The sequence below is a fragment of the [Phormidium] sp. LEGE 05292 genome (assembly GCF_015207735.1).
GTDB lineage: Bacteria > Cyanobacteriota > Cyanobacteriia > Cyanobacteriales > Aerosakkonemataceae > Floridanema.
In genome coordinates, this window is sequence record NZ_JADEWG010000052.1 from 1 (window position 1) to 25783 (window position 25783).

The window sequence follows — 25783 nt, forward strand, 5'->3', positions numbered from 1 at the left end:
CATCTCCCCATCCCCCCATCTCTCTATCGAACTATCGAACTATCAGCTATCTGTCAACTGGAAATTTGCTTAGTTTGGTTGAAGTGTGATAATAGAGGTATCAGGAGTGGTTGATTTTTTATTAAAAGAGTAATGTTACGCTAGATACACAACCCTCTTATCTTGTACGTGCCTGAACTAAACAATTTAGGTAACAATCTATGGCTACAGTTCTAGTTGTGGAAGACAATAAAGCTCAACGGGAAATGATCTCTGACTTACTTATCGGGATGGGGCTAAAAGTTAGAGTGGCTAGTGATGGAGTCGAAGCGCTGGAACAAATCGATGGAAATCCACCTGATTTAGTAGTTTTGGACATCATTATGCCGAACATGAATGGTTACGAAGTTTGCCGTCGGCTCAAAAGTAATACGAAAACGCAGAATTTAGTGGTGGTGATGTGTTCGGCAAAGAAGGAGGAATTCGATCGCTATTGGGGAATGAAGCAAGGCGCAGATGCCTACATCGCTAAACCTTTCCATCCGCAAGAGTTGGTAGGAACGGTGAAACAATTATTACGACCTTCTTAATTTGGTAGTTTGTAATGGGATGAAATTACTATTTACCAATACAAAAGCGGCTGAAAATGCGATCGAGTACTGATTCTGTTACTTCCTCGCCTGTAATTTCTCCTAATGCTTGGATTGCTCCGCGCAAGTCAATTGTCCAAAAATCTAAGGGTAATTGTTCAGCAATAGTGGTTAATACTTGTTCTAAGGAAGTTTTTGTTTTTGTCAGGGCTGCTGCTTGTCTTTGGTTAACTGCTAAATCTAGATCGGCGGCTTGTACTTTACCTCCATGAATCACTGCTAAAATAGCTGTTTCTAATTCTTCAATTCCTTGGTTATGTGCTGCGGCAGTGTAAACTTGAAATTCAAACTGGGGAATTTTAGCTAAGAGATTTTGCTTTTGATTTTCTGTTATTAAATCGATTTTATTAATGACTAAAATTACTGGACGAGTTTTGACTTGTTGGTAAATTTCTGCTTCTTCTACTGTCCAACTACTTTGAGCATCTATAGTTAGTAAAATTAAATCAGCGGCTTCGGCTGCACGGCGCGATCGCTCTACACCAATTTTCTCTACAATATCGCTAGTTTCTCGAATTCCTGCTGTGTCTAAAACTTGTACAGGAATACCACCAACAACTAATTGAGATTCGACAACATCTCTGGTAGTTCCTGGTAGTTCGGTGACAATGGCGCGATCGCTTCTACTCCAAGCATTCAACAAACTAGATTTTCCCACATTGGGACGACCAACAATTGCTACTTTAATCCCAGTTCGCAACAATTCTCCGCGATCGGCAGTTGCTAAAATTTGTTGCACTTTGGCCGTAACTTCGGCAATTTGTGCTGCAATATTTTCCTCATTTAATGGTGGTAAATCTTCCTCAAAATCGATTCTGGCTTCAATTTCTGCCAAAATATCTAAACAAGTAATTCGTAATTGCTGAATTGGTTCTCTTAACTTTCCTTGTAACCCAGCTAAAGCCGTTTGTGCAGCTTGCGGCGATTTTGCACCCACTAAATCTGCAATACTTTCTGCTTGGGTTAAATCAATTCTGCCATTTAAAAAAGCTCGTAGAGTAAATTCTCCCGGTTGCGCTAATCTAGCACCTTGTTCAATACACAATTGTAATACTTGTTGTACTGCCATAATTCCCCCGTGACAGTGGAATTCGACAACATCTTCTCGCGTGAAAGAACGAGGCGCTTGCATAATTAAAAGCAACGCTTCATCAATTAATTGTTGTGTTTGGGGATGGCGAATATAACCATAAAGGATACGATGAGTTTCCCATTTTTGCTTACCGGGTGCATGAAAAAGATGTTGCGCGATCGCGATCGCTTCCGTTCCCGAAACTCGCACAATTCCCACGCTACCTTGTTGAGGAACAATAGCTGTCGCAATGGCTGCGATCGTACCACTCGTTGCTAATGTCTGTGACATCAGTTTTGTTTTTTTCCTTTCGCACTACCAGAAATTTCTTCCCTCACCAGCATTAACTCATACAACTCGCCAAGAGTATAAGTCTTTCCCGTAGTAGGATTTTCCGGTTCTAAAGCTACCCGTAACGTTTCTAGGGTATCAGCTTGAATTTTTGTGACAAATCCATTTTCAATGCCATTAGCTGTGCTAGCTGGTAAGCCGCAAAAAGCCTGTAAATCTTGCAAACTCCAGCCTTTTGCTTCTCTAGCACTGCGAAGGATTTCCCCCACACGCACCACTCCTTCAGAGTTGAATCGATATCTACCTAAAGTTTGCGCCACTCGACTTTTGCCCACAGTTAATCGCTGCAAAATTACATTATTAATTGCAATTGTAAATCACTGTTATTCTTGATTTTATACGGTATGTCGTATACTATAAAAAATATGGAGAATTTACCTTACTACGAATTAGTCGAATATTTTTGGTGAAAAAACCAGGGGGAAGGCATCATGTTTCATTACCGTAGTCACCATAGTAAACAATACAATCTAAAAGGTCAAAGTTTAATTGTTGCGGGTAAAATCAACCCACTGAAATGGTTAATTTCCAAAACAGAAGCGGAGAAAGCGTTAAAAGAGTTTGGTGTTCCGATTCAAGAAGTGAAAAAAATTCGTTGTCTCCGGCATCAAATATGTATATCTTATTGGAATATAAACGGAAAAATTTGCTGTTCATTTTTCAGTTATCGGATATTTCAACGTTGGTTAAACGCAGTAGAAAACCTGATACATGACTGTAAAAACCTTGCAGAGTGGGAGACTGTAGGCGATCGCATCGAATACGAACTGAGCAAATTTTTCTATCCTCGAACAATGGCAAATCAAATTTGGCACAGTTTAAGGACTCATTGGTATCAATTGCAATCTACTTTAAGAATTGCCTAATAAATTGTCAAGGTTAGATCAATCAAATAGACTTTTCCCTTTCTAATTTATCTAATAAATCTTCCGCAAGATCGCACCACCGTTGACGATATTTAGCATCCTCTGGTTTTTCAGTTAAAGCGCGTCCTTTTAGTTCTGGATATTTGGTGTAAAATAGGCGATCGACTTGAGTATAAAAATTCCCCACTCCTAAAGCCTTACTGCGCCGCATAATTTCCGTTTGACGGTCTATTTCAGCTTTAGTTAAGCTAGCAGAATTAGGTATATTAGGTAAATTAGGAAAAGATATTTTTGTCGGCAATTTCAATAATCCAGCTTGAGCAAAATTCCAAGCACCAACTCCCACCACTACAACTGTACCAACTTTCAAACTATTGACTAAAAACTTTACTCCAAATAGCTTTTTAACAGGTAATTTAACAAGCGTTTTTCCTACATTAGCAATAACTTGAGTAATATTTGTTCCCCAGCGACGACCAACAAAATTAAGAGTTGGAATCTGAGAAATACTCGGATTACCCGCAGTAACAGGTTGAGGATTAGGATGAACAACAGGCTGAGAATTAGGGTTAGTAACTGTTGGCAAAAGCTGCAAAACTTCTCTAGCTGAATGATAACGATCGCTAGCGCGATAAGCCAAACATTTATCTAAAATAATCCCTAATTCTGGACTTACACTAATGTATTGCCGCCAGCACCAAACAGCTTTAGAATTATCATAAAGTTCCTTTGGTTGTTTCCCAGATAGTAACACCAAAACCGTCACCGCCAAAGCATATAAATCGCTGCTAGGAAAAGCTTTTCCCTGGCGTATTTGTTCTGGTGGTGCATAACCTTCCTTACCCAACAAAGTTACCAAAGGTTGTCCAGTCGCCTTAGAAACAGCAGTTGTTGCCGCTTGTTTCACCCCACCAAAATCAATTAAAACTGGCATTTGATCTGCACTACGCTGCATCAAATTTTCTGGCGAAATATCCCGATGCACCACACCTTGAGAGTGAATGTATTCTAACACTGGCAAAATTTGCCGCAGTAATTCAACTACTTCCGCTTCACTCAAACAACGCTGTTTTAAAAGTTGCGCGTAACTCTCACCTTCGATATAATCTTGAACTAAAAACAGTGATTGTTTGCTGTTTAAGTGCGATCGCAAAAACTCCCGAAAATTCGGAATTTGGGAATGTTGCAATTTATAGAGAACACTTGCTTCTCGTTCAAATAACTCTTCAGCTTTCTTTAACTCATGAGCACCTTGAATTTGGGGAGCGAATTCTTTCAAAACACAAGCTTCTTGGTAACGATTAATATCCCTGGCTAAGTAAGTACGTCCAAAGCCGCCTTGTCCCAACTCGCGGACAATTTCATACCGATTTTCTAGCTTCGAGCCAACAGTCAAAGGTGAAGAGTTAGACATTCTTACGAGTCAAGAAACACAACAGGGAAGTTTAAGAAATTTTAACTCATCAATTGGTAAAAAACACCAATCAGTCAAGCGATTTTCTCTGCACCTTCTAACATTATTTGAGATATCGCGGCAAAAGCTTCTACCCAAGCTTGTTTTACCTCTGCTGTCCAATTTTCTCCCAAGTATAATTCAAAAGTTTTCAATAAAGCAGCACAGAACTCAGGATAATATTCTTTCAACGCACCATATTGTACATGACGCGCACCCAGTTGTGTTAAAGCATCATTTACCGTTTCGGCATCCCGAATATTTTCTATAGTTAACATTAAAGCGCGGACTAAGTGCTTGTGTTGTTCCGTCATATTTGTCCGTGCAAACAAAGGCTGAATCTGAGGATAATCATGAAATAAATTTTCATAGAAACTGATGGCGAACTCATCGGTATTTTCTTTAATCTGTTGGAAAGTTTCTTGTAAAACTTCTACTTGCAAAGCCATCGTTGCTCCTACCTGTCAATTAGCTAAAAAATGGCTGGTACTGCTCAATCATAATCAGCAAGTTTGCCAAATACCAGGTATTAGCCCTGAGTATGTCTGAAGTTTAACCATTTTTTGAGTGTGATGCCAATCATTAAGCTTATGTATTACAATTTGTAAAAGAAATTTTCATTTAATCACAGCCTTGTATCGTGGTTGGTGAAAAATAGAACTCAAGGAAAGAGAACATGGAAGCTACAACAATAAACTGTGAGGAAGCCTGCGTTAATGGCTGTGTTTTGGGTGATAAATGCCCCAAAAAGGAATATGTTACCTCGGCATCCAAGTTTATCAACGAAGTTTCGTTAGATAGAATGCACGAAATTGCCCAAGCTGCTTTAAGAAAAAAAATGTCCCAGCCACCCCAATGGGTAATTCCTGATTTTCCCGAATAAAATTAGTTGACAATTTTTGGCGATCGCATTTTACTATTTTACATTTTGGTGGGGGAGTTTTGGGGAAGATGGTGCGATCGTCAATTCAATTTTAGATTTTAGATTTACCTTAATATTTTCCTGATTGCATTAATTATTTAATCAACTCATTAGTAAACATTGAATCATAGTTAATTTGGCTCATCAGCGAACTCTCAACTTGGCGTAATTTGAAATAGTCACCTCAAAAGTTTGTCATACTCAGCGTGCGATCCGATCCAGAACCAAACAATATCGTTATCATCTTCTAATGCTACTGCTCGATAGTGTAAGCCTACCCGTACTGACCAAAAGCGTCCCACTTTTTTAAAATGTAATGATGGATAATAAGAGTCCTGCTTCAGCAACTCGTAACATTGATCCGCGAGTTCCTGAATATCTGGAGGTAACTGTCGATAGTGATACCAAAAATCGGGAGTTGCACGGTATCTCACAAATCGGTGCAGCTTCCTTCTCGTAAATGTTTTAATGCTTTCTCCGCAAGTGCATCAAGCTTACCTGCTGCTACGTCGGCTTCAAACTGTCGATCCCAGACTTCCGCATCAAATTCCGCAAACCAGTCACGAAAAGCCGCTAGTTCCTCTGGGGAAAGTTGTCTAACAGCCTGTTCAATATCTTCTAGGTTATTCATGTGTCAGAACAACTAAGTCTTTCATTGCATTTATCCATTTTACATTTTTGTCTGGTTCCAAGCGATCGCTTGCCTCAATTTAGCGATCGCTCTTCACTATGTTGCAAAACTTAACACAGTCTCGCTTTCTTTTGTCCGACTACTTAATGTAGTTATTGTTTCTAAGTTTTATTCGCCCTATTTACTTGGAAATCTTCTTTTATCAAAAACTCGCATTTAGTGACACAAAACTACAAGATACTACAACAATCACCCTTCACAAATTTTAAATTTATTTTTTCACAAATTTTACATATCACGCATTCCTTATTCAGCAAATAATTCATCTTCTTCAGCAAATTCGTCATCAAGTGCTGTCAGTTTACTTCCGTTTTTCCCTAAGCCAGTGCGTTGAGAACGGAATTTTAGGAAAGCGATAAAATCTGCAACTTCTATAAGTTGGTTCTCGTTTAATGTTTCTAAATTTTGAGTGATTAATTCTTTAATTTCTGCGTTTTGTAACTCTTCTATATCTGACTCATCCATTGAATTTACCATCTCAAACCATAATGTTTTAGGGTAAAGACTAATCTACTCTAACGCTGATCATTAACAAAATTGTCCCCTTCTGTGGCAACCTGAAGAACAGAGAGGAACAGCAAAGTAAAGAACAGGTTATGCAAACACTGCCCAATCCCGCTACTACCAGTCAACCGGAATTTGATACCGTAATTAAACGGCGCAAAACTCGTCCTGTGAAAGTCGCTAACGTTACTATTGGCGGTGGCTACCCAGTGGTAGTACAGTCGATGATTAACGAAGACACGATGGATATTGATGGCTCAGTTGCCGCAATTCGTCGCTTGCATGAGATTGGCTGCGAAATTGTGCGCGTTACTGTTCCTAGTGTTGGTCATGCTAAAGCAGTTGGCGAAATTAAGCGAAAACTCCAGGAAACTTATCAAGATGTCCCTTTAGTGGCTGACGTTCACCACAATGGGATGAAAATTGCTTTGGAAGTTGCTAAATATGTGGACAAAGTGCGGATTAATCCGGGATTATATGTGTTTGAGAAACCTAGACCGGATAGAACGGAATTTACGCAAGCTGAAATTGATGAAATTGGGGAGAAAATCCGGGAAACTTTAGAACCTTTGGTGGTTTCTTTGCGCGATCAAGGTAAGGCGATGCGAATCGGGGTTAATCATGGTTCGCTGGCGGAAAGAATGCTGTTTACTTACGGTGACACGCCGGAGGGGATGGTAGAATCTGCGATCGAATTTATTCGCATTTGTGAATCCCTGGACTTTCGCAACTTAGTCATTTCTATGAAAGCTTCCCGCGTACCCGTGATGATTGCAGCTTATCGCCTGATGGCAAAGCGGATGGATGAACTAGGAATGGACTATCCTCTACATTTGGGAGTCACGGAAGCCGGGGATGGGGAATACGGCAGAATCAAGTCTACGGCGGGAATTGCTAGCTTATTAGCAGATGGGATTGGTGACACAATTCGGGTTTCCCTTACCGAAGCGCCGGAAAAAGAGATTCCGGTCTGCTATAGTATTCTTCAGGCTTTGGGACTCAGGAAAACGATGGTCGAATATGTCGCCTGTCCTTCCTGTGGTCGTACTTTATTCAACCTGGAAGAAGTGTTGCATAAAGTGCGAGAAGCCACCAAACACCTGACTGGTTTGGACATAGCAGTAATGGGTTGTATTGTCAATGGCCCAGGAGAAATGGCAGATGCCGATTACGGTTATGTTGGAAAACAGCCCGGTTATATTTCTCTGTATCGTGGCAGAGAAGAAATTAAAAAAGTCCCAGAGTCTCAAGGTGTGGAGGAGCTAATTAACTTAATAAAGGCAGACGGTCGTTGGGTTGATCCTTAAATACCGTATGACTTGTCAATATGCCATTAGCAAAATAGTCATAAGCACTGAACTTTTACTTAAAAAGCCTGTGCTAAATTGGGCGTAATTTGCAGAACAGTTTTTTCCCTCCGGCTCAGTAAGAACAGTATGACAATAACTAGAAAAGGTCTCTTTTTAGGTGCGACAGCTGCGGTATTAACGACTGTTGCTGTCACAGGCGCTGGTATTCATCTCTCCAGTCAAGCTTTTTTCAGAGAAAGTCCCAAAGAACTTGTTGATGAAGTTTGGCAGATTGTCGATCGCAATTATGTGGATGGCACTTTTAACCAAGTAGATTGGCAAGCTATTCGCAACGAATACTTGGGCCGGACTTACGCTACACCAGAAGATGCCTACAAAGCAATCCGGGAAATGCTGAAAAAGCTGGACGATCCCTACACCCGGTTTATGGACCCCCAAGAGTTTAAAAGTATGCAAATCGATACTTCTGGGGAATTGACAGGTGTAGGTATCCAGTTAACTCAGGATGAACAAACTAAGAAAATAGTCGTAATTTCTCCCATAGAAGGTACACCAGCTGCGAAAGCTGGGGTGCTTGCCAAAGATGAAATCGTCAAGATTGATGGCAAGAGTACTGCCGGGATGAGCGTTAATGATGTGGTTAACTTGATTCGAGGTCCGGTAGGTTCAGACGTTAATCTGACTATTAAGCGGAAGACTCAAGAACAAACCTTTAAACTCAAACGGGAACGGATCGAAATTCACCCAGTACGTTTCAACGCTCGTAAAGATGTTCCAGGTGGAATCGGTTATATTCGGTTAAACCAGTTTAGCGCCAACTCTGCGCCCGAAATGCGTGCAGCAATTCAGGCTTTAGAAAAACAAGGCGTTGCTGGTTATGTTTTGGATTTACGTTCTAACCCAGGTGGGTTACTCTATTCCAGTATTGATATTGCCCGGATGTGGTTGAAAGAAGGCTCGATCGTCTCAACAGTCGATCGTCAAGGCGAAAGCGAACGCCAAAAAGCTAACCATCGTCAATTAACAGATAAACCATTGGTAATTTTGGTTGATGGTGGATCTGCTAGTGCCAGCGAAATTCTCTCAGGCGCACTGCAAGATAATAATCGCGCCGTTTTGGTAGGGACAAAAACCTTTGGTAAAGGTTTAGTACAATCGGTCAGACCTTTGGGAGATGGTTCGGGACTAGCTGTAACTATTGCCAAGTACTTCACCCCCAGCGGTAGAGACATTAATCACGCGGGAATTGCTCCCAATGTCGTCGTTGAACTTTCCGACGCGCAAAAGCAACAATTGGTGAAGAACCGCGATGAAATAGGCACTCTGCAAGATCCCCAATATGCGAAAGCAGTGGAAATTTTGCAACAACAAATCGCCAAACGTAACGGAGGCGCTCGTCCAACGAACACTTCTTCGCAGCAATAAGTGTTTGCAGAAATTAAAGAAGCCTTGTAGAGACGTTGTATACAACGTCTCTACTTTTTTGCAGAAATTATTGTAAATACAGAGAAAAATTTTCAAATATTCATATTTGTTAAACGTAAATATAAAGCAAAACTAGCTTTTTGTGACAGTGTGTTAAATAGGGGTTAACCTCAGATGAAATCCGAGGTAACTTCACAGATAGGTGATTTAATTTCAGGACAACACAGCAAAAAAAATTTTAGATTTTCTTTGGATTTTAGTTAAAACTAAAACCTAAAACTCAACAGAACAATTGCAAACATTAGTAGACACGACTGCTATAGGGATCGAGTAAAAAGGCAGTCGTAAAGGAGGATTTATGAGCGAAAAAGTTGTTTCTAACTGCCGGAATGTCGCGATCGTAGGCCCTTATTTAAGCGGTAAAACTAGCTTGCTAGAAAGTTTATTATTCGTTACAGGTGCGATTTCGCGCAAAGGCAGTATTAAAGATAAAAACACAGTGGGAGATAGTTCTGCTGAAGCACGCGATCGCCAAATGAGCGTCGAAGTATCAGTAGCAAATACCCAATACGAAGGCATCAATTTCACATTTTTAGATTGTCCGGGTTCCGTAGAATTTGCCCAAGAAACCTGTAACGCCTTAATTGGTGTAGACGCAGCAGTTGTGGTTTGTGAACCAGTAAGCGATCGAGTCCTCACCCTTGCCCCCCTCTTCAAATTCCTCGACGACTGGGAAATTCCCCACCTAGTATTCATTAACAAAATGGATCGGGCGAATAACAACTTCATGGACGTACTGCACGCCCTGAAAGCTGTTTCCAGCCGCCCCTTAGTTCCGCATCAATATCCTATAGGTCAAGGAGAAGACCTGATCGGTTTCATTGACCTCGTAACAGAACAAGCTTATCACTACCATCCTGGTGCCCCAGCTGACCCCGTACCCTTCCCGGAAGAACTCAAAGAACAGGAACACGCTGCCAGGGCAGAAATGCTAGAAGAGTTAGCTAACTTTGACGATCACCTACTTGAAGAACTCCTCGAAGAAATTGAACCGCCCCAAGAAGAAATAGTCGCCGACCTGAAAATGGAATTAGGCGCAGACTTAATTGTGCCAGTATTCTTAGGTGTTGCCGAAAAAGACTTTGGTGTGCGACCCTTACTAGAAGCCCTGTTGCGCGAAGCCCCAGAACCAGACACCATCAAAGAACGGCGCGGTATTTCCCTCAAAGGCGAAACACCCTTAGCCCAAGTATTGAAAACTTACTTCACTCCCCAAGGTGGCAAACTTTCCTTAGTCAGAGTTTGGCAAGGCACTATTACTGATGGTGCAACCCTCAACGGCGTGCGTGCAGGTGGTTTATATCGCCTCACAGGTCAACAACAAACTAGCGTACAAGAGGCTAAAGCTGGCGAAATTGTTGCTATTGGTAGGTTAGAGGGCATAAAAACTGGCGATACCCTCTCAAGCATCAGCGGACAACCGGAGTCAGAGTTACCCAAAGCGGAACAATTGACTCCGGTTTATGCTTTAGCCGTAACTGCGGAAAAACGCAACGATGAAGTAAAAATCAGCACTGCCTTTGCCAAATTAACTGAAGAAGACCCTTCTTTAGGTTGGGAACAACATGGCGACACTCGCGAAGTCATCCTCTGGGGACAAGGTGATATTCACCTACAAATAGCTTTAGACCGTCTGCGTCGCAAGTATAACTTGCCAATGGCGACACATTTACCGCAAGTTCCCTACAAAGAAACTATCCGCAAACCTGCCTCTTCCGTACATGGACGCTACAAACACCAAAGTGGCGGACATGGACAATTTGGCGATGTTTACTTGAATATTAAACCTTTAAATCGTGGTGAAGGTTTCAACTTTGATGAGAAAATTGTCGGTGGAGTAGTTCCCCGTCAATATATTCCAGGTGTGGAAACAGGTGTGCGCGAATATTTGGCACATGGGCCATTAGGTTTCCCAGTAGTTGATCTAGCGGTGACGCTAATTAATGGTTCTTATCACACTGTAGATAGTTCGGAACAAGCCTTTAAGCAAGCTGCACGTTTAGCAATGCAAGAAGGACTACCTCAATGTCAACCAGTTCTGTTAGAACCTATTACCGCAATTGAAATTTCCACACCCAAAGATTTTACTTCCAAAGCTATGCAATTGCTCACCGGACGACGGGGACAAGTGTTAGGTTATGAAGCAAAAGATGGTTGGAAAGGTTGGGATAAAATTTCTGCTTATTTGCCACAAGCGGAAATGCGTGACTTTATTATTGAGTTACGCAGTCTCACAATGGGCGTAGGTTTCTTTGATTGGAAATACGACCATTTGCAAGAAGTACCAGAAAAACTTGCCGAAAAAGTTGTAGCAAGTAATGCTAATGGTAACGGTAACGGTAAATAATTTCTGGCAAAGTCCGATATTCATCTGCGTTCATCTGCGTTTTTCAAATTAGAAATATCGGGCTTTACCAAAAATTTTCATGATTATACCCCTGGAAACTGCGATCGGTTTTCAGGGGTTTGTTCTCAAAAGCGATCGCTAACCTAATTTTCATTTGTCCAAATTACGGTAATTGACAATTATCAAATTTTTAGTAAAATATATATTAAATTTGTCTAAATTTCTTTAGCTGAAAATGAAAAGTATTACTAAGGAAGTTTGTTATGTTAAACAATTAGAACTGTTTCATCCCTTTAAATACACTTATGAAAAATTTGACTTTACCTTTATAGATTTATTTGCTGGCATAGGAGGTTTTAGAATTGCCTTAGAAGAACTAGGAGGTAAATGTTTAGGCTATTCAGAAGTTGATAAAGAAGCTATAAAAGTTTACGAAAATAATTTTAAGAGTTTGCCAGAAGCAAGTTTAGGAGATATTCGTAACATAAACGAATTGCCCTTTGAAGTTGATATAGTGGTTGGTGGTGTTCCTTGCCAACCTTGGTCTGTAGCAGGTAAACTTAAAGGCTTTGAAGATCCTAGAGGTAAACTTTGGTTTGATACTATCAGAGTTGTGGAAATAAATAAGCCGAAAGTTTTTATCTTTGAAAATGTCAAAGGCTTAATAGAACCAATCAATAGAAAAAGTTTTGAATATATAGTTAATTCCTTAACAAAAATAGGTTATTCTGTTAAATCTCAATTACTAAATTCTTATGACTTTGGAGTTCCACAGAATAGGGAAAGAGTTTTTATAGTAGGAATAAGAAATGATTTAGAAAACCATGAAAACTTTTCTTTTCCAGAAGCTTTAGAAATTAAACCTAAATTATATAGCTTTATTGAAGGAGTAAAGCATTGCAGTAAATTTAGCAAAAGCAAATTAGCCGCAGAAATTTTGTTTGGTGAAAAGATACCGCGTTCCAGAAATCGTTTTCAAAAAAATGATGAACTGAATGATTTTTTTATTTTTTGTGATACAAGAGATGGGCACACTACTATTCATTCATGGGATATCATTAGGACTAGCGAAAGAGAAAAGTTGCTCTGCTATACAATCCTAAAAAATAGAAGAAAAAAGCAATATGGTGCAAAAGATGGAAATCCTTTATCCTTTGAAGTTTTAGCACAATTAATCCCAAAGCTCAAACAAGAAGAACTAAATAAGCTTATAAAAAAAAATATTTTTCGTTATATCGAAAATGAAGGATACGAATTTGTCAATTCTAAAAACTCTACAGGAATCAATGGTGTTTATAGAGTATTTCTACCTCATTCCGATATCATCCCTACTTTGACAGCTACAGGTAATAAAGATTATATAGCCAAGATTTCTATACAAAGATGTGAAAATCCTGAAGAGTATAAAAGTAAATTTATTAAAGAGATTTACAAAAAAAAGAAATTTAAGCCTATTTCTGCTAAAGACGCTGGTAAATTGCAAGGGTTTCCCGACTGGTTTATCATAGCTGAGAATGAAGATATCGCCAAAAAACAATTTGGAAATGCAGTTCCGGTTCCAGTAGTTTATCACTTAATGAAATCATTATTAACCCAAGTTAAATTTGGCCAAAAATTATGATTCCAGAAAATGAACGCATTGACATTTTAGATAAACTTAAAGCTTTTTTTATAGATGAAATTATCAATAATCATAGAAAAAATACTTTAAAGCTCAAAAGTCTTCAAGAATTTAAAATAAATCCTTTTTTATGGTTTTATTTAGCTAAATAGTTGATATGCCATCAATTGTCGAAGAAGTTATAGAAGATTTAAGTAAAGAAATAGAATTAAAAATCAGTGAATACGAATAAGTACACTTTATTTACATAACTGAACACATCATTAAGAAAAATACAATGACTAAATATCTAAATTTTCCACCGTAATTTCAGTAGAATGCTCAATACTAAACTGATAATAAACTTCCAGTTTAAATTGCCGCTTTCCTTTTGCTCTTAAATTAAGTAACCATTCTAATTGTCCCATTTCTCCCAAATGAATTTCTGGATTTGCGCTAATCAACCTAACTTTTACTTTTTCGTCGCGACTAACTGGCAATTGTACAATCAATTTCAGCTTAATTTTTTTTGCTTTTAAATTAAGCACTGTTATTTTATATCCATAAGTAGTGCGACGATAATTACCAATAATCTCGATATTTCGTTCTACTAAATCCTGCTCAATTTTTAAAGTTCGATCGATCCCAAAATTTAATTTAAAGTCTTGTCCTGGTGTAATGTTTTCTAATTCAGTAGTTCCAATCAAAGCATTATCAAAGAAGATATTAGCTTTTCCTGGTAAAAAAGTTAAACCATTTGTGTTGTTAGTAACTGTCGCTTCTAAGAAAGCAAAACTCATTTGTCGAGGTATAGCAACATATTCTATAAAACAAGGTAAATTTTTATTGAAAACAGTAACTTTATGAGGTGTACCATCAGAGAGAATAGTATAATTTTTGTCAAGTTTAAATGTGACTACACCTGCCAATTTAGTTGTTCGATCGACTAGTTTTTGTACCCGCAATAATTCTTGTTGTTTGTCAGTATCATTTTCTTCTGCTAACAAAGCTTCTAACTCAGCAAAATCATCGGTTTGAGCATATTTCTGGGAACAGGCTGAAACTTTAGTACTAGTAATATACCAGGTTTCTAATTTTGGTGTTTGAGTAGCTAAAGTTGGTTTAGCAGTGGAAAGTGTAACATTAACCTCTTTCCAATCTTCTCCCGTTCTTTGCCTAATTTCTGCTAAACAAGTAAGATTTATTCGCTTACTTGTACTAGTATTTCTTAAGTCATAAAATGGTGTCCAATTAACCTGACTGACTAGATAACTAATTTCTAATTCACAATCTCCTGGGAAAGCCGTTTCTAAGGTAATGACAATGCTAACGCTGCTGTGAATTTGTTTAGAAACTGGTTGCTGTAATTGTTTGAGTTGCTGATGTAATGCTTCTAAACGTTTGTCTATTTCTATTATTTGTTTTTCATTTTCACTAATGCTTTGGGCATAATTTTGGTAAGTTTGTCCCAGAAAATTAAGCAATTCTTGAATTTCGCTGAAGTTAAGTGGTTCGGCAGTTAAATTACTAGTGAATCTATCTACAGATTTTTCACTAAAACTTTGAATGAAATCTTGTTGCAATTGTACTGAACTTATTTGATCTTCTAAATGACGTTTTTGGTCGCATAACTGGCGAATTTTTCCTAAAATTTGATGATTTTTTTGCTGCAATGATTCATTAGCAAAAATCCGTTCTGTACGCACTGCTAATAATTGTACTTCTGCGTTACCCAAACATCTGGCAGTTACAGAATCAGTATGAACTGTTAGGGGTAGATTGGCGATCGCAATTTCCTGTTGTCCACCTTCTAACCTAATCTTACCCCGCCGAGTAACTAAAGCTTGGTTATGATAAACAGTTACTTCACAAATTTTACAGTCATTTGTCATAAGTCATTGTCATTTGTTATTAGTTGTAGATAGTTTGTAGATAGTTGGTAATTAGCATTTTTCCAACTACCAACTACCCATTACCTATTACCTAATTATTGTGGTTTCTTTTTAATGCGATCGATCTCTTTCTGCAACTCCTCTATTTGACGGCGCAAAATCTCCTCTTGACTTGGCGGTGTTTCTGCTTTCACATCAACTGCACCTTCGGCGGCAGATTTTTGATAATTACCGTTACGAATTTGGCGATATTGATCGGAACCAGACCATTGTTGTAAGTGACTAATCCGTTCTACTAAAAAAGGATGGCTGAGAAATACACCTTGAGCTAGGTTATTATAAAGCAAGAATTTATAAACCTGATTCAATCCATCTTCATCTAAATTTTGATATCTTTGGGATTGCTGAATAAATTCTGGCAAACTGCATTCATTGCCATATTTGAGACTACCGCCAGCTAATTTCATCATTGACATTAAAACTGGATTAAGTTCATCACTTAATAACAAAGCTGCGCGATCGGCTGACAATTCCGATCGCCTTTTCCACTCATAAAAAGCATAAATCAAACCACCACTAATCAAATTACCCAAACCAAAAGTCATTTCCCCTATAAAAGAAGCTGTGCTAATCGCCCAAAGTGCCATTTGATTTAAGATAGTGTGACCACATTTAATATGTCCTAATTCATGAGCAATTACTGACTTAATTTCAGCGTCACTCATCAAATCTAAAAGTGCGGAATTTAGTACAATTGAAGGATGTTCTTGCCCTAAAGCATAGGCATTAGCTAAAGGATATTGACTAATAAATATAGCGGGTTCCGGGTAAATATCTAAATCTTTTACACATTCCCGAAACATTTGATAAATGGTAGAATATTGCCTTGGCCCCACTTGAATGCTGTTACCCAGATGATAAACAAATTGGGGGCGTTCGTAGAGAAATTCGACAAATTTGCTGGCGATCAGATCGAAACCGGGTAAACTGCGGAGAGTTTGTTCAGCTTCGCGATCGAGCGGATGGCGAAACGCTTCGCTGGAGATTCCTTTATAAGTTGGCATACTAACCTAACAGTTTTGATTTTCTTGGGTAATAGCTATTTATATTATGGTGTGTTTGAACAATTATTGCTGCTTTAGAACTAGAAACAGAGGAAGAAGATGGCTCAAAATTAGGGGATCGTAATATTTGATAAATTAACTTACTCACAAATATTTTTTAAGCTAATCTATTAGTAGAGCGATCGGAGAGTACTATGCAAGCTTACAAACTCAAAGGAAAAGTTGATAATGCAGGTAACTTAACAGTTACGGAATCTCTTAAAATTCCCCCTGGCGATGTGGAAATCATCGTTTTACAAACGGTGGCGAAAATTGATAATGCTACAGAGGCAAAACTCGAAGTGGAAGCTGAATTACCTAAAAAGAAGGTAGAATACAGAACTAAAGCATTCAGAGACTTGCTAGAAAATGCTCCCCCTGTCCCTGCTGATTTTGATCCAGAACAAGCTAAATGGGAATATTTGAAGGAGAAACATAACCTTTGAAACTTTTACTAGATACTAATGTAATTGTGGATATAGCTTTTGAGCGACAGCCTTTCTATGACGACAGCGATCGCATTTTTTCATTCATTGAAGCTGGACAACTAGAAGGCTATGTTTCAGCGTCAACTTTTAGCGACCTTTATTATATTATCCGTAAACAAAGAGGTCGAGCTTGGACACTTTCTTTTTTAGATAGATTGGCTTCCGTTTGTCAAGTTGCTACTGTGGATCGAGATGTAATTTCAATGGCTCTAAGTGCCAATTTTAGAGATTTTGAAGATGCAATTCAATATAGTGTTGCTAGGGTGAATCAACTTGATGCGATCGTAACACGCGATCGCTCAGATTTCCCAGTCACCTCTCCCCAAATTATCACCCCTACAGAGTTGATTCAGGAATTAACAAACTCTCTTTAAACCTCACAAAAACTTATTTCACTGCAAGCTAATTACTAAACGGGTTTAAAATCTCTTCAAGTCCCTGTTTAACTCGCTGAAGTTCTTCTCGTTGTTGCTTAATCCAAACTTTTTCAGTTTCTTTTTGTTCTGGTGTTTCTTGCTGATATCGTTCTTGTTTGGCTAGAAAGTCGCTGTAAAATGCGATCGCCTCATCAATAGCGTGTGTAGCCAACTTAACTTGTTCATCAAAGTATAAACTAATATCATTTTCAATTGTTGACCAAACTTTCTTCTTGAAACCTACTAATTCATTCCAAGGAATGTCTCCCCATTTCTCCCAATTTACTAGATGAGATCTAACGCTATCCTTAAATCCTGGAATAATTTTGTTTGTATTATTTTCTGAATTTCCCAATTTTGCTTCAATTTCACTTACAATTAACTCAAGCTTTTTACTTAAGCTTGTCTGTAATTTCCAATCTAAAAGCTTTAGACATTCCAAAATTAACTCTAATCTTATCAGGTTAATTTCTTGATGAATCGGTATTAAGCTATTCGCAGTTATTGTACTAAGTTCAGGAAGTGGAAAATGGGCATAATGTACTTCAGGTCGAATATCCTTAATAAAACCATCCTTATCACCCCAGCCAATTTTTTCCTTCATTTGGCTGTTCTTGTCAATAAACCATTTTTTCTTCAGTGTTTCAACTTTGTCCTCCCAATATCTTTTCGCTTCTTTAAGCGCTTCTTCTTTGCATTGTCGGCTTAATTTTTGAATTCTGAAATGTCGTCCACTTAATTCTCCAATATGTTCCCATATTTCTGCTTTCGGTGCAGCGGCAATTCTCGGCTTACTATCCCAAACTGCATCAGCATAATCTAACTCTTCAAAACTTTTCTGAAGATAGGATTTAAGTCGAGTAGCTGATTCTTGAAGTTCTTTATAGAACGGTTGCAATGATTTATTAAGCTCTGTTGCAGCTTGTTTAATTTCTAAGGATTTAGAATCATTCGTTAGTAGTTGCGTCGAAGATTGATTAATTTTTTGAAAAGCTTTTAAATACTCGTTCATTTTTCGCCTGACCTTGTATAGTTTTTCATCACTAATTGGGAATCCTAAAATATAGTATAGTTCGCTGCTATCCAAAGAGATAAACATGACTATTTCCCCTGACCACGTATTATTTATGATTAGTGCAGCTAATACTATAGCTGGCTTTACCCCTGCATCTGTGATTCTCTGCCCCATACTCAGCGTTGCAGGACAGATGTACGGAGGCTATATAGGAATGCAAGCTGAAGAAGCCAACTCTCGATGGCAACACAGTGTCGATAATAATTTAATAAGTATTAATAATAACTTGGCGGTTTTAGAATCAACGACAGCCTTGATTGGACTCGGAACTGGAGCAGGTGCAACTATATCAGCCGTGAACCTCTACCAGACAATAAAACTGAGGCAAGAAGTCAAGGAACTAAAGCTGAGAATTCATGCTGGCTTTATTGATTTGAAAAAAGCTCTAAAAGACCAGGGTGAAGAAGTAATGAGACAGATTGATAAAGTTGCTGATGACGTTGAATATATACATCATCTAACAATTTTAGCGCGGGCTTACGGTAAATTTATTCACGCAGTTAATTGGCTTCGAGATACAGTAAAGTTAACTGATGTAAATGCTATAACTGCTGCTTTTGTTGGTATACAGGGAAAACTGGTTGACGCTCTTGCAGATTATACTAATCCTGAAATTTACAAACATAATAGTGTTCCTGGAAGACTGCGTAGAATGGAGTGTGCTTGGGCAATTGAACAAACAATTACAATGGTATTTCAATTGCAAGGTGCGCCTGATGTAGTAAGTCAGCGTCTTTCTAGTCTCCACTCCAAAATTCGCAAAGAACTTGTCCATTTAATTAACCTTTGCGAATCTCAAGAAGAGTTAGATTTTATATTTCCAGAAATCGCCCGAATTCATAATCATGATTTAGCAGCTTTAAAACTTTGGCAAGAGCAAGTTGATTTGATGCGAAGCTTGTCCCCAGAAGATTTAAAAGAATTAGAAAACGCTTGCTCTGAAAAATTACTAACTGGTAACAAACAAAAACAAGAAGTAACAGCTTTAGCAGAACCTCCCGAACAATTACTCTACAATGAATTACGGGAAAAATCGCATTTCTTATCTCTACGCGATCAACTCCGCTTCGTAATTCAACCAGAATCAAGAAAAGAGCATGAATCTTACATTAGCCAACAAGCTAACAACTCTAATTATCCCGGTTTAGCTCCTTCAAATTGGCAGGAAATAACAGATTTAACTGTTGCTAATCTCTACTGGTACTTCAAAAAACCTAAACCATCTTTTACGTAAAAATTTCCCTATTATATTAGGTTTGGTCGATCGCTCATAATATCTTTATTGAAAAACCCTGTAGAGACGTTATATATAACGTCTCTACATTATGGTTAATCTTGCCGGAAATGATACCACTCATCCTAAATCTACAATTCTTTTTCCAATCGGATAAATCCGACTTTAGCTATTAGCCTGTGAATTGATTTCCAGGCGAGTTTTTAACAACTTTCCGTCTCACCCCCAAACAACAGCCAAATTCAACACAAAACCAGGCAAAACATCTTCCCCAGACAAACTAACAGGAATATCCAAAACTTCCTTCTCTCTAACCCTACGATAAATCTCAACTTGTCGTTCTTTCCGATCGATTAACCACCCCAATTTTGTACCATTTTCTATATACTCTTGCATCTTATCTCGCAAAGGTTGTAAAGCATCACTCGGAGAACGTAATTCAACTACAAAATCAGGTGCAAATGGTAAAAATTTCTCCTGTTCTTCGGTTGTTAAACTGTTCCATTTTTCTAAAGTAATCCAGGCAGCATCAGGCGATCGATCTGCCCCATTAGGCAACTTAAACCCCGTTGAAGAATCAAACACTTCACCAAGCTTTGTTTCTTGATTCCAAAACCAAAGTTGAGCATTGATTCCTGAATTACCTTTTCCCGTTCCTCCACCAGTCGGGGGCATAATAATTAAATCTCCGATCGCACTCCGTTCAAACCTAAAATCTCGATTCGCCTGACAAATTTGATAAAATTGTTCATCAGTTAGCTTCGCTACTGGCGGAATATTCAAAATTACAGCATTCATTAGCTAATAATCCTTTAATTGCTAATTGCTAAACTTTATTCATTTTTTTACCTTCTGCCTCGCACCTCACCTCCAAAACCCTCTAAGGAATCTCCTTTAACGCCGAAGTTTCCTCCAAAATCTGCTTACCTTCATTAACTAAATACTCAAAAAATGTCCGTGCCAAAACTGACAATTGTTTTCCCGATGGATACACTACATACCAATGTCTTTCTATGGGAAAACCTTGTACATTTAAAATAGTTAATTGGCTAGTTGCGCCTTCTAAAGCTAAAGTATGACTCGATAAAACCGATATTCCCAAACCACCAGCAATTGCTTGTTTAATCGCCTCATTACTCCCTAGTTCTAACTTAACTTTTAAACCCAAACCTTCCTTTTCAAACATTTTTTGTACAGCTTGGCGCGTACCAGATCCAGGTTCTCGCATAATAAAAGGTTCATTTGCGATCGCCGCCAAAGGAATATCTTTCTGATTAGCTAAATGATGATTACTTGGTGCCAAAACTACCAAAGGATTTTCCAGAAACGGCTGAACATTCATATCCACATTTTCTGGTGTTTGGCTCAGAATATACAAATCATCTTGATTTTGGGAAAACCGATCCATGAGAATTTCATGATTAGTCACCTGAAGTGACACATCAATCCCCGGATAACGTTGACAAAAAGGCCCTAATAGACGTGGTACCACATATTTTGCTGTTGTCACAACTGCCAATCGTAACAGACCTTGTTTTACACCCTTTAAGTCTGCCACCGTCATTTCAAACTGGGCGATGCGATCGAAAATTTCCCGACAAGTTGCCAGTAACTCTCTTCCCGCCTCAGTCAAATACAAACGCTTACCCACCTGTTCAAATAGCGGTAAACCAACTGATTTAGACAGTTGTTTTACCTGCATGGAAACAGTGGGTTGAGTTAAAAACAACTCTTCAGCGGCGCGAGTAAAACTTCCATGACGAGCCGCTGCTTCAAATACTTTTAGCTGATGAAGTGTGGTATGCTTCAACGACCACTCTCCTAAAAAAGGCAAACTATAGATTATAGTCTATCATAATTATCAATAACAATGGCTTTTCATTATGAAAACTTCCAGTTATGATGAGTTCACCGGCAAGAGCGTAAGACATCTTCCACAAGGCGTTGCACAACATGGACATGAAATTTTGCGGGCTGCCTGAACTTATAATCCCAAGTGCTTGGCTAAGACTAAACACTGGTAAGTCTTCCCAAAAGAATCATGCCTTTGAAGTGCAGCGCTTTTATTTCCTGCCTCATTCGACTTCTTCCTGGATAGGAATAGGTAATTTAGCTAAATCAGGTAATTGAACCAACTCTTTCTCTGTCTCTCTTATGGCTACGGGTAACATTACAGCTTGAGGTTGTTCGATCCAGCAGCTGGCTACAGGCAAAGTTTGTTCCAAATCATCCAGAGGTCGCGGAATTACCATCACAGCGTTTAAATCTCCGATGCGTTCCGCCTCGTACATTCCAGCTTCCACAGCCATAGCGACGTTAGCTACTGTACCCCGGATAATTGCCGTACAAAGCCCAGCACCTATTTTCTCATAAGATGCCAGTTGAACGTCAGCAGCTTTCAACATTGCATCACAAGCACCTACCATTGCTGGAAAACCCCTAGTTTCTAGCAATCCAATCGCTTGATTGCTTAAACGGCTGTGACCGTTAGATTGCGATAATTGGGACAAGCGATGACCGATCGGCAAAACCACTTCTAAATTAGGTAAAGGTCGAGGAATCACTAATTTAGAAATTAACTGACCAAACTTTTCCGCAGTCTCAGCCCCAGCTTCTACAGCCAAACGGACATCAGAAATCCTACCTCGGACGATCGCAGTACATTGACCACCACCAATCTTTTCGTAACCTACCAAAGCTACCCCCGCAGATTTGAGCATCATATCCGCGCAGCCCACAATAGCAGGAAAACTGCCAGTTGATACCAGTCCTAAAGCCATATCCCGGAAATCTTCTTGTCCGTTCGCTCCCTGAAATTGCATTTTAACCTCCCTGTAGTTGCTAGTCGTCAGTCGTTAATCGTCAGAATTTCAAAGACTAACACCTAAAAACTAACAACTATTCAGCTTTCCCGTCTTGATCTGGTGGCTTAAATGATTGATTATGGGGAAAAAGTGTCAACAGTAGCCGATTCAGATGAAGTTGTCCGTAAACTTGCACTGAGGCATTCGTTGGGACTTCTACTTCCATCTGAGTTGGTTGAGGTTGAGGCGCAGGTTTAGGTTGAGGTTCACTAGTAACTTCCAAAACCTGAGACTTATCAGTAGTTTTTTCCGCTTCTAAAGGTTGACTATCTACATTCAAGTCATGATTTTCAGGACTAGGCGTAACAAAGGGCTCAGGTTGAGTATCACTTTTAACTTCAGAAGTAACTTCGACAGTTGTCACATCCACAGTTGAGCGACTTTTATCTCCTATCAAAGAGTTGGGAGATATCACTTGATTAGGCTCGATCGAACTATACAAAATAGTTGTACAAGAGCCAACACAAGCATTTGCCCCTATCCTCCCCGCACCTAACACCAACACACCCGCACCTAAAACGGCTCCCGTCTCAACTTCCAAACTGCCCTCTTGAGCATGAATAATCGTCCCCATACCGATACAAACACCAGCGGCAATCACAATGCGGCTATTTGGTTCTGCTGCCAGTAAAACCCCCGGCCCGATGACTGCACTCTCGTCGATCGTTACATCGCCACTAACGTAAGATTGCGGATTACAAAGCGGTTGCAGTGGCGGCGAATACATTAGAAATTTAACCTCTTCAGCTTATACAAGGCAGAGGAACTGGGGGACACAGAAGGAAAGTTTTGAGTTTGTAGGGGCGGGTTTAGTAGACAATACTGTAATCGCAGCAGAAGAATTAACAACAAAACCCGCCCAAGAGAGAGTTTTGAGTTAGAGAGAGTTTGAGGAATTTTAAGTTAATTTATTTCCCCTTGTCCCCTTGTCCCCTTGTCCCCTTGTCTCCTTGTCTCCTTGTCCCCAGTCCCTAGTCCCCAAAATTAAGGCTTTTGGATAACTTGTTCCAACACACGCCGCTTCGCCTTGGAATCAATACCAATCAAGCGCACGTATTCGCCTTGATGCTCGCTGAGGCAAGCTTCTATTGCTGCGATTACATCCCGTTCGCTACTTGATTGAATGGGAGCGCAACTTTGCCAAGAACTAGTGCGGAAACGCCGCTGATCGGCATATTCCATACCCACACGATGTCCTTGTGCCAGCACATTTCTCACTTGTTCAACAACATCCCGACTTAAGCTAGAACTTGCCGCACTACTAGCTTTAGCAGTTCCACCACCGTTAGAGTAGTTGCTGCTAGTAGCTACCGCTTTAGCTGTTTGAGCAGGTGCTTTGCCATTGGGACGTTGAATAATCATTTCCAATACGCGCCGCTTGGCTTTCGGATCGATGCCGATTAAGCGGACATATTCCCCAGCGTGACTTTCGATACAACCTTGTAATGCTGAGACTACTTCAGCTTCTCTGTTGCTGTCGATCGGAGAACAGCTATGCCAAGAACTAGTGCGGAAGCGGCGTTCGTCTGCGTGTTCAGTACCAATCCGGTAGCCTTGAGCTAACAAATTACGGACGCGATCGACCACTTCATTACCCAGCCCAGAACTAGAAGCTGCTGAGTAGCTACTACTAGAAGCTGCTGATTTAAACGAAGTAGACTTAGTTACTTGGGGCGCTTTGCCATTAGGACGTTGAATAATTGTTTCTACTACCCGCCGCTTCGCTTTCGGATCGATCCCAATTAAGCGAACATATTCCCCAGCATACTCATCTAAACTTGATTCTAAAGCGGAAATTACTTCCGATTCCCGCTTCGCTTGAATTGCCGCACCGCTAGTCCAAGAACTGGTGCGGAAACGCCGTTCATCAGCGTGTTCTGTGCTAATGCGATAGCCTTGAGCTAGCATTTGGCGCACTTGTTCGTGGATATCTGAACTTAAACGCATACTTTTCACCTGACCGTTGCCGTTACTAGATCCTTTACTTGCTTGTGAGTCAGCTTGTTCATCCCGCAGATTGGTCATACAAGCTATATCCGCAGCGCAGCGATATCCCGTCCGCAAAGCTTCGTTGATTCCGACTACGTGATGAGCAAATTCCATATCTGATGCCTGCACGTCTGGCAAGCGATCGGCCTGTTGTTGATTGGTAATCACCGATCCAGAAGGGATATACTTCCCAGGCGGAACTTCCACATCCTGAATCAAAGCGTGCATCATCACAATGCAGCCATGACCCACCCTCGCGTTAAAAATAGTGGAGCGAAAGCCAATAAAACAATCATCTCCCACATAAGCAGGGCCGTGAATCAAAGCCATGTGAGCGATCGAACAGTTCTTCCCGATCCACACCGAGTAGCTTTTTTGGTCATCCCCAACCACTCGACCTTGCTCTAAACCATGAATTACAACACCATCTTGAATATTGGTACTATCTCCAATGTAAAAAGGAGTACCTTCATCTGCCCGGATCGAAGTGTGAGGCGCAATCAAGACATTCGCACCAATGTATACATCCCCAATGATGTTAGAAAAGGAATGTACATAAGCAGTTTCATCTATTTTTGGCTGGGCCAAGCTTCGCGACCAAGGGGTTGGCGGGGCAGCAATGCTGCGGACTACCATACGGGAATACCTCTGAACTGAAGAACGAACACCATTTGTTAGTCGTTAGTTGTTAGTTATTTTCTTAACTAACCCCTAACCACTAACCAATGACAAATTATTGAAAGAGAAATACATGACCAACAACCCTACTAACGGTCTTGGTCTTTTTTGCTGTAAATCTGGCGATTATCGATATTTATCGTGTCAATAATCGCCACTACCAAAGCATCAAGCGGGCGAGTCTCATTGCCAGAAGCAATACGGGCAGCACTACCTCGGCTTACAAGTACCCACTCATCCAGCCCAGCCCCCACAATATCTGCTGCTACCTCGTAGCCCGGAAGTAGCTTTCCTTCCTCATCCACAAATTGCAATAAAAGTAACTTTGCTCCCCGTAGAGAAGGATCTTTTTGGGTACTGACAACTGTGCCACGAACTTTGGCTATTTGCATTTTCTATGGTCTGTTATATGGGCGAATGCCGCTCACGCTTTCCCGGAACTGTTCTACTGCTTCGGTGTAACGAATCGGTAATACATATTCTAAGTTTTCATGGGGACGGGCAATGATGTGGGTCGATAAAACTTGACCACCATTTACCCGCTTCACAGAATCTACACCCGCAGAAACAGAAGCTTGTACTTCCGAAACATCGCCTCTAACGATAACTGTTACTCGACCACTACCGATCTTTTCATAACCAACTAGAGTCACACGCGCAGCTTTAACCATTGCGTCTGCTGCTTCTACAACGGCGGGAAAACCGAGGGTTTCAATCATTCCTACTGCAATTGCCATTGGTTTTATTCCTTAAGTTAAATAATCTTTCTTGCAAACAATCTGAAGTGAAAACTGAAATCTGCTAGTGCAGGTTG

At 39.8% G+C, this 25783-nt stretch carries 28 protein-coding genes; 11 read left to right on the forward strand and 17 right to left on the reverse strand.

Annotated elements, in window-relative coordinates; genetic code table 11:
• Positions 1-200: 200 nt before the first annotated feature.
• Positions 201-569: a response regulator transcription factor gene (locus IQ264_RS15880; protein WP_193981771.1), complete on the forward strand. Its 369-nt coding sequence runs from the start codon at positions 201-203 to the stop codon at positions 567-569.
• 28 nt (positions 570-597) lie between these two features.
• Here IQ264_RS15880 and mnmE read toward each other — a convergent pair whose 3' ends face one another.
• Together mnmE and IQ264_RS15890 are read right to left on the reverse strand one after the other, a co-directional pair.
• Complete coding sequence (gene mnmE / locus IQ264_RS15885) at positions 598-1992, reverse strand: tRNA uridine-5-carboxymethylaminomethyl(34) synthesis GTPase MnmE (RefSeq protein ID WP_193981772.1); 1395 nt, start codon at positions 1990-1992, stop codon at positions 598-600.
• Positions 1992-2342 carry a helix-turn-helix domain-containing protein gene (locus IQ264_RS15890; RefSeq protein ID WP_193981773.1) on the reverse strand — a complete coding sequence of 117 codons (351 nt, stop codon included), beginning with the start codon at positions 2340-2342 and terminating at the stop codon, positions 1992-1994. The genes mnmE and IQ264_RS15890 overlap by 1 nt, the downstream gene beginning before the upstream one ends.
• Positions 2343-2483: 141 nt before the next feature.
• Between IQ264_RS15890 and IQ264_RS15895 the strand changes: the two genes are divergently transcribed.
• Positions 2484-2918, forward strand: coding sequence for a hypothetical protein (locus tag IQ264_RS15895; protein WP_193981774.1), 435 nt, complete (start codon positions 2484-2486; stop codon positions 2916-2918).
• A gap of 22 nt (positions 2919-2940) precedes the next feature.
• On the opposite strand, the gene IQ264_RS15900 is transcribed toward IQ264_RS15895, so the two are convergent.
• Both IQ264_RS15900 and IQ264_RS15905 read right to left on the reverse strand, forming a co-directional pair.
• Positions 2941-4332, reverse strand: coding sequence for a serine/threonine-protein kinase (locus IQ264_RS15900; RefSeq protein ID WP_193981775.1), 1392 nt, complete (start codon positions 4330-4332; stop codon positions 2941-2943).
• 74 nt (positions 4333-4406) lie between these two features.
• Positions 4407-4820, reverse strand: coding sequence for a globin family protein (locus IQ264_RS15905; RefSeq protein ID WP_193981776.1), 414 nt, complete (start codon positions 4818-4820; stop codon positions 4407-4409).
• A gap of 227 nt (positions 4821-5047) precedes the next feature.
• Between IQ264_RS15905 and IQ264_RS15910 the strand changes: the two genes are divergently transcribed.
• Complete coding sequence (locus tag IQ264_RS15910) at positions 5048-5254, forward strand: hypothetical protein (RefSeq protein WP_193981777.1); 207 nt, start codon at positions 5048-5050, stop codon at positions 5252-5254.
• A gap of 218 nt (positions 5255-5472) precedes the next feature.
• Here the strand turns inward: IQ264_RS15910 and IQ264_RS15915 are convergent, their stop codons facing one another.
• The 3 genes from IQ264_RS15915 to IQ264_RS15925 form a co-directional block, all read right to left on the reverse strand.
• Positions 5473-5727 carry a hypothetical protein gene (locus IQ264_RS15915; protein WP_193981778.1) on the reverse strand — a complete coding sequence of 85 codons (255 nt, stop codon included), beginning with the start codon at positions 5725-5727 and terminating at the stop codon, positions 5473-5475.
• A complete protein-coding gene (locus IQ264_RS15920) occupies positions 5724-5924 on the reverse strand; it encodes a hypothetical protein (RefSeq protein ID WP_193981779.1) in 201 nt (66 codons plus the stop codon). Before IQ264_RS15920 ends, IQ264_RS15915 begins: the two co-directional genes overlap by 4 nt.
• Positions 5925-6230: 306 nt before the next feature.
• A complete protein-coding gene (locus IQ264_RS15925) occupies positions 6231-6461 on the reverse strand; it encodes a hypothetical protein (RefSeq protein ID WP_228061578.1) in 231 nt (76 codons plus the stop codon).
• Positions 6462-6580: 119 nt separating this feature from the next.
• Between IQ264_RS15925 and ispG the strand changes: the two genes are divergently transcribed.
• The 5 genes from ispG to IQ264_RS15950 all read left to right on the forward strand — a co-directional run bounded on the left by ispG (position 6581) and on the right by IQ264_RS15950 (position 13403).
• A complete protein-coding gene (gene ispG / locus IQ264_RS15930; protein WP_193981780.1) occupies positions 6581-7795 on the forward strand; it encodes a (E)-4-hydroxy-3-methylbut-2-enyl-diphosphate synthase in 1215 nt (404 codons plus the stop codon).
• Positions 7796-7924: 129 nt separating this feature from the next.
• A complete protein-coding gene (ctpC, locus tag IQ264_RS15935) occupies positions 7925-9223 on the forward strand; it encodes a carboxyl-terminal processing protease CtpC (RefSeq protein WP_193981781.1) in 1299 nt (432 codons plus the stop codon).
• A gap of 358 nt (positions 9224-9581) precedes the next feature.
• A complete protein-coding gene (locus IQ264_RS15940) occupies positions 9582-11630 on the forward strand; it encodes an elongation factor G (RefSeq protein ID WP_193981782.1) in 2049 nt (682 codons plus the stop codon).
• A gap of 235 nt (positions 11631-11865) precedes the next feature.
• Positions 11866-13251 (forward strand): DNA cytosine methyltransferase, encoded by a 1386-nt coding sequence (locus IQ264_RS15945; protein ID WP_193981783.1) that lies wholly within the window; start codon positions 11866-11868, stop codon positions 13249-13251.
• The gene (locus IQ264_RS15950) at positions 13248-13403 is read left to right on the forward strand and encodes a hypothetical protein (protein ID WP_193981784.1); all 156 of its coding nucleotides are present in this window, start codon (positions 13248-13250) and stop codon (positions 13401-13403) included. Before IQ264_RS15945 ends, IQ264_RS15950 begins: the two co-directional genes overlap by 4 nt.
• A gap of 129 nt (positions 13404-13532) precedes the next feature.
• Here the strand turns inward: IQ264_RS15950 and IQ264_RS15955 are convergent, their stop codons facing one another.
• A complete protein-coding gene (locus tag IQ264_RS15955) occupies positions 13533-15122 on the reverse strand; it encodes a mucoidy inhibitor MuiA family protein (RefSeq protein ID WP_193981785.1) in 1590 nt (529 codons plus the stop codon).
• Between the two features lie 95 nt (positions 15123-15217).
• Positions 15218-16186 carry a M48 family metallopeptidase gene (locus IQ264_RS15960; protein ID WP_193981786.1) on the reverse strand — a complete coding sequence of 323 codons (969 nt, stop codon included), beginning with the start codon at positions 16184-16186 and terminating at the stop codon, positions 15218-15220.
• Positions 16187-16380: 194 nt separating this feature from the next.
• Here IQ264_RS15960 and IQ264_RS15965 point away from each other — a divergent pair, with 194 nt between their 5' ends.
• Positions 16381-16671 (forward strand): hypothetical protein, encoded by a 291-nt coding sequence (locus IQ264_RS15965; RefSeq protein WP_193981787.1) that lies wholly within the window; start codon positions 16381-16383, stop codon positions 16669-16671.
• Complete coding sequence (locus tag IQ264_RS15970; RefSeq protein WP_193981788.1) at positions 16668-17087, forward strand: type II toxin-antitoxin system VapC family toxin; 420 nt, start codon at positions 16668-16670, stop codon at positions 17085-17087. Before IQ264_RS15965 ends, IQ264_RS15970 begins: the two co-directional genes overlap by 4 nt.
• A gap of 28 nt (positions 17088-17115) precedes the next feature.
• On the opposite strand, the gene IQ264_RS15975 is transcribed toward IQ264_RS15970, so the two are convergent.
• Complete coding sequence (locus IQ264_RS15975) at positions 17116-18228, reverse strand: hypothetical protein (RefSeq protein ID WP_193981789.1); 1113 nt, start codon at positions 18226-18228, stop codon at positions 17116-17118.
• Between IQ264_RS15975 and IQ264_RS15980 the strand changes: the two genes are divergently transcribed.
• Positions 18227-19438 carry a hypothetical protein gene (locus IQ264_RS15980; protein ID WP_193981790.1) on the forward strand — a complete coding sequence of 404 codons (1212 nt, stop codon included), beginning with the start codon at positions 18227-18229 and terminating at the stop codon, positions 19436-19438. The genes IQ264_RS15975 and IQ264_RS15980 overlap by 2 nt on opposite strands.
• Positions 19439-19657: 219 nt before the next feature.
• Here the strand turns inward: IQ264_RS15980 and IQ264_RS15985 are convergent, their stop codons facing one another.
• From IQ264_RS15985 to IQ264_RS16015, 7 genes are all read right to left on the reverse strand, one after another.
• Entirely contained in the window at positions 19658-20236 is a 579-nt protein-coding gene (locus IQ264_RS15985) for a Uma2 family endonuclease (RefSeq protein ID WP_193981791.1), read from the reverse strand.
• 82 nt (positions 20237-20318) lie between these two features.
• A complete protein-coding gene (locus tag IQ264_RS15990) occupies positions 20319-21248 on the reverse strand; it encodes a LysR family transcriptional regulator (protein WP_193981792.1) in 930 nt (309 codons plus the stop codon).
• Positions 21249-21513: 265 nt separating this feature from the next.
• Positions 21514-22260: a carbon dioxide-concentrating mechanism protein gene (locus IQ264_RS15995; protein WP_228061579.1), complete on the reverse strand. Its 747-nt coding sequence runs from the start codon at positions 22258-22260 to the stop codon at positions 21514-21516.
• Between the two features lie 76 nt (positions 22261-22336).
• Positions 22337-23029 carry a hypothetical protein gene (locus IQ264_RS16000; RefSeq protein ID WP_193981793.1) on the reverse strand — a complete coding sequence of 231 codons (693 nt, stop codon included), beginning with the start codon at positions 23027-23029 and terminating at the stop codon, positions 22337-22339.
• A gap of 257 nt (positions 23030-23286) precedes the next feature.
• Positions 23287-24927 carry a ribulose bisphosphate carboxylase small subunit gene (locus IQ264_RS16005; protein ID WP_193981794.1) on the reverse strand — a complete coding sequence of 547 codons (1641 nt, stop codon included), beginning with the start codon at positions 24925-24927 and terminating at the stop codon, positions 23287-23289.
• Positions 24928-25058: 131 nt separating this feature from the next.
• On the reverse strand, positions 25059-25361 hold the full coding sequence (locus IQ264_RS16010; protein ID WP_193981795.1) for a EutN/CcmL family microcompartment protein: 303 nt from the start codon (positions 25359-25361) through the stop codon (positions 25059-25061).
• Positions 25362-25364: 3 nt separating this feature from the next.
• Entirely contained in the window at positions 25365-25706 is a 342-nt protein-coding gene (locus tag IQ264_RS16015) for a carbon dioxide-concentrating mechanism protein CcmK (protein ID WP_073591590.1), read from the reverse strand.
• Between the last annotated feature and the right edge of the window lie 77 nt (positions 25707-25783).

Excerpts from the sequence above, each read along its gene's own strand:
- IQ264_RS15880 (WP_193981771.1), top strand. The coding sequence starts at position 201 with ATGGCTACAGTTCTAGTTGTGGAAGACAATAAAGCTCAACGGGAAATG.
- mnmE (WP_193981772.1), bottom strand. The coding sequence starts at position 1,992 with ATGTCACAGACATTAGCAACGAGTGGTACGATCGCAGCCATTGCGACA.
- IQ264_RS15895 (WP_193981774.1), top strand. The coding sequence starts at position 2,484 with ATGTTTCATTACCGTAGTCACCATAGTAAACAATACAATCTAAAAGGT.
- IQ264_RS15900 (WP_193981775.1), bottom strand. The coding sequence starts at position 4,332 with ATGTCTAACTCTTCACCTTTGACTGTTGGCTCGAAGCTAGAAAATCGG.
- IQ264_RS15905 (WP_193981776.1), bottom strand. The coding sequence starts at position 4,820 with ATGGCTTTGCAAGTAGAAGTTTTACAAGAAACTTTCCAACAGATTAAA.
- IQ264_RS15910 (WP_193981777.1), top strand. The coding sequence starts at position 5,048 with ATGGAAGCTACAACAATAAACTGTGAGGAAGCCTGCGTTAATGGCTGT.
- IQ264_RS15920 (WP_193981779.1), bottom strand. The coding sequence starts at position 5,924 with ATGAATAACCTAGAAGATATTGAACAGGCTGTTAGACAACTTTCCCCA.
- IQ264_RS15925 (WP_228061578.1), bottom strand. The coding sequence starts at position 6,461 with ATGGTAAATTCAATGGATGAGTCAGATATAGAAGAGTTACAAAACGCA.
- ispG (WP_193981780.1), top strand. The coding sequence starts at position 6,581 with ATGCAAACACTGCCCAATCCCGCTACTACCAGTCAACCGGAATTTGAT.
- ctpC (WP_193981781.1), top strand. The coding sequence starts at position 7,925 with ATGACAATAACTAGAAAAGGTCTCTTTTTAGGTGCGACAGCTGCGGTA.
- IQ264_RS15940 (WP_193981782.1), top strand. The coding sequence starts at position 9,582 with ATGAGCGAAAAAGTTGTTTCTAACTGCCGGAATGTCGCGATCGTAGGC.
- IQ264_RS15945 (WP_193981783.1), top strand. The coding sequence starts at position 11,866 with ATGAAAAGTATTACTAAGGAAGTTTGTTATGTTAAACAATTAGAACTG.
- IQ264_RS15950 (WP_193981784.1), top strand. The coding sequence starts at position 13,248 with ATGATTCCAGAAAATGAACGCATTGACATTTTAGATAAACTTAAAGCT.
- IQ264_RS15955 (WP_193981785.1), bottom strand. The coding sequence starts at position 15,122 with ATGACAAATGACTGTAAAATTTGTGAAGTAACTGTTTATCATAACCAA.
- IQ264_RS15960 (WP_193981786.1), bottom strand. The coding sequence starts at position 16,186 with ATGCCAACTTATAAAGGAATCTCCAGCGAAGCGTTTCGCCATCCGCTC.
- IQ264_RS15965 (WP_193981787.1), top strand. The coding sequence starts at position 16,381 with ATGCAAGCTTACAAACTCAAAGGAAAAGTTGATAATGCAGGTAACTTA.
- IQ264_RS15980 (WP_193981790.1), top strand. The coding sequence starts at position 18,227 with ATGACTATTTCCCCTGACCACGTATTATTTATGATTAGTGCAGCTAAT.
- IQ264_RS15975 (WP_193981789.1), bottom strand. The coding sequence starts at position 18,228 with ATGTTTATCTCTTTGGATAGCAGCGAACTATACTATATTTTAGGATTC.
- IQ264_RS15985 (WP_193981791.1), bottom strand. The coding sequence starts at position 20,236 with ATGAATGCTGTAATTTTGAATATTCCGCCAGTAGCGAAGCTAACTGAT.
- IQ264_RS15995 (WP_228061579.1), bottom strand. The coding sequence starts at position 22,260 with ATGCAATTTCAGGGAGCGAACGGACAAGAAGATTTCCGGGATATGGCT.
- IQ264_RS16000 (WP_193981793.1), bottom strand. The coding sequence starts at position 23,029 with ATGTATTCGCCGCCACTGCAACCGCTTTGTAATCCGCAATCTTACGTT.
- IQ264_RS16005 (WP_193981794.1), bottom strand. The coding sequence starts at position 24,927 with ATGGTAGTCCGCAGCATTGCTGCCCCGCCAACCCCTTGGTCGCGAAGC.
- IQ264_RS16010 (WP_193981795.1), bottom strand. The coding sequence starts at position 25,361 with ATGCAAATAGCCAAAGTTCGTGGCACAGTTGTCAGTACCCAAAAAGAT.
- IQ264_RS16015 (WP_073591590.1), bottom strand. The coding sequence starts at position 25,706 with ATGGCAATTGCAGTAGGAATGATTGAAACCCTCGGTTTTCCCGCCGTT.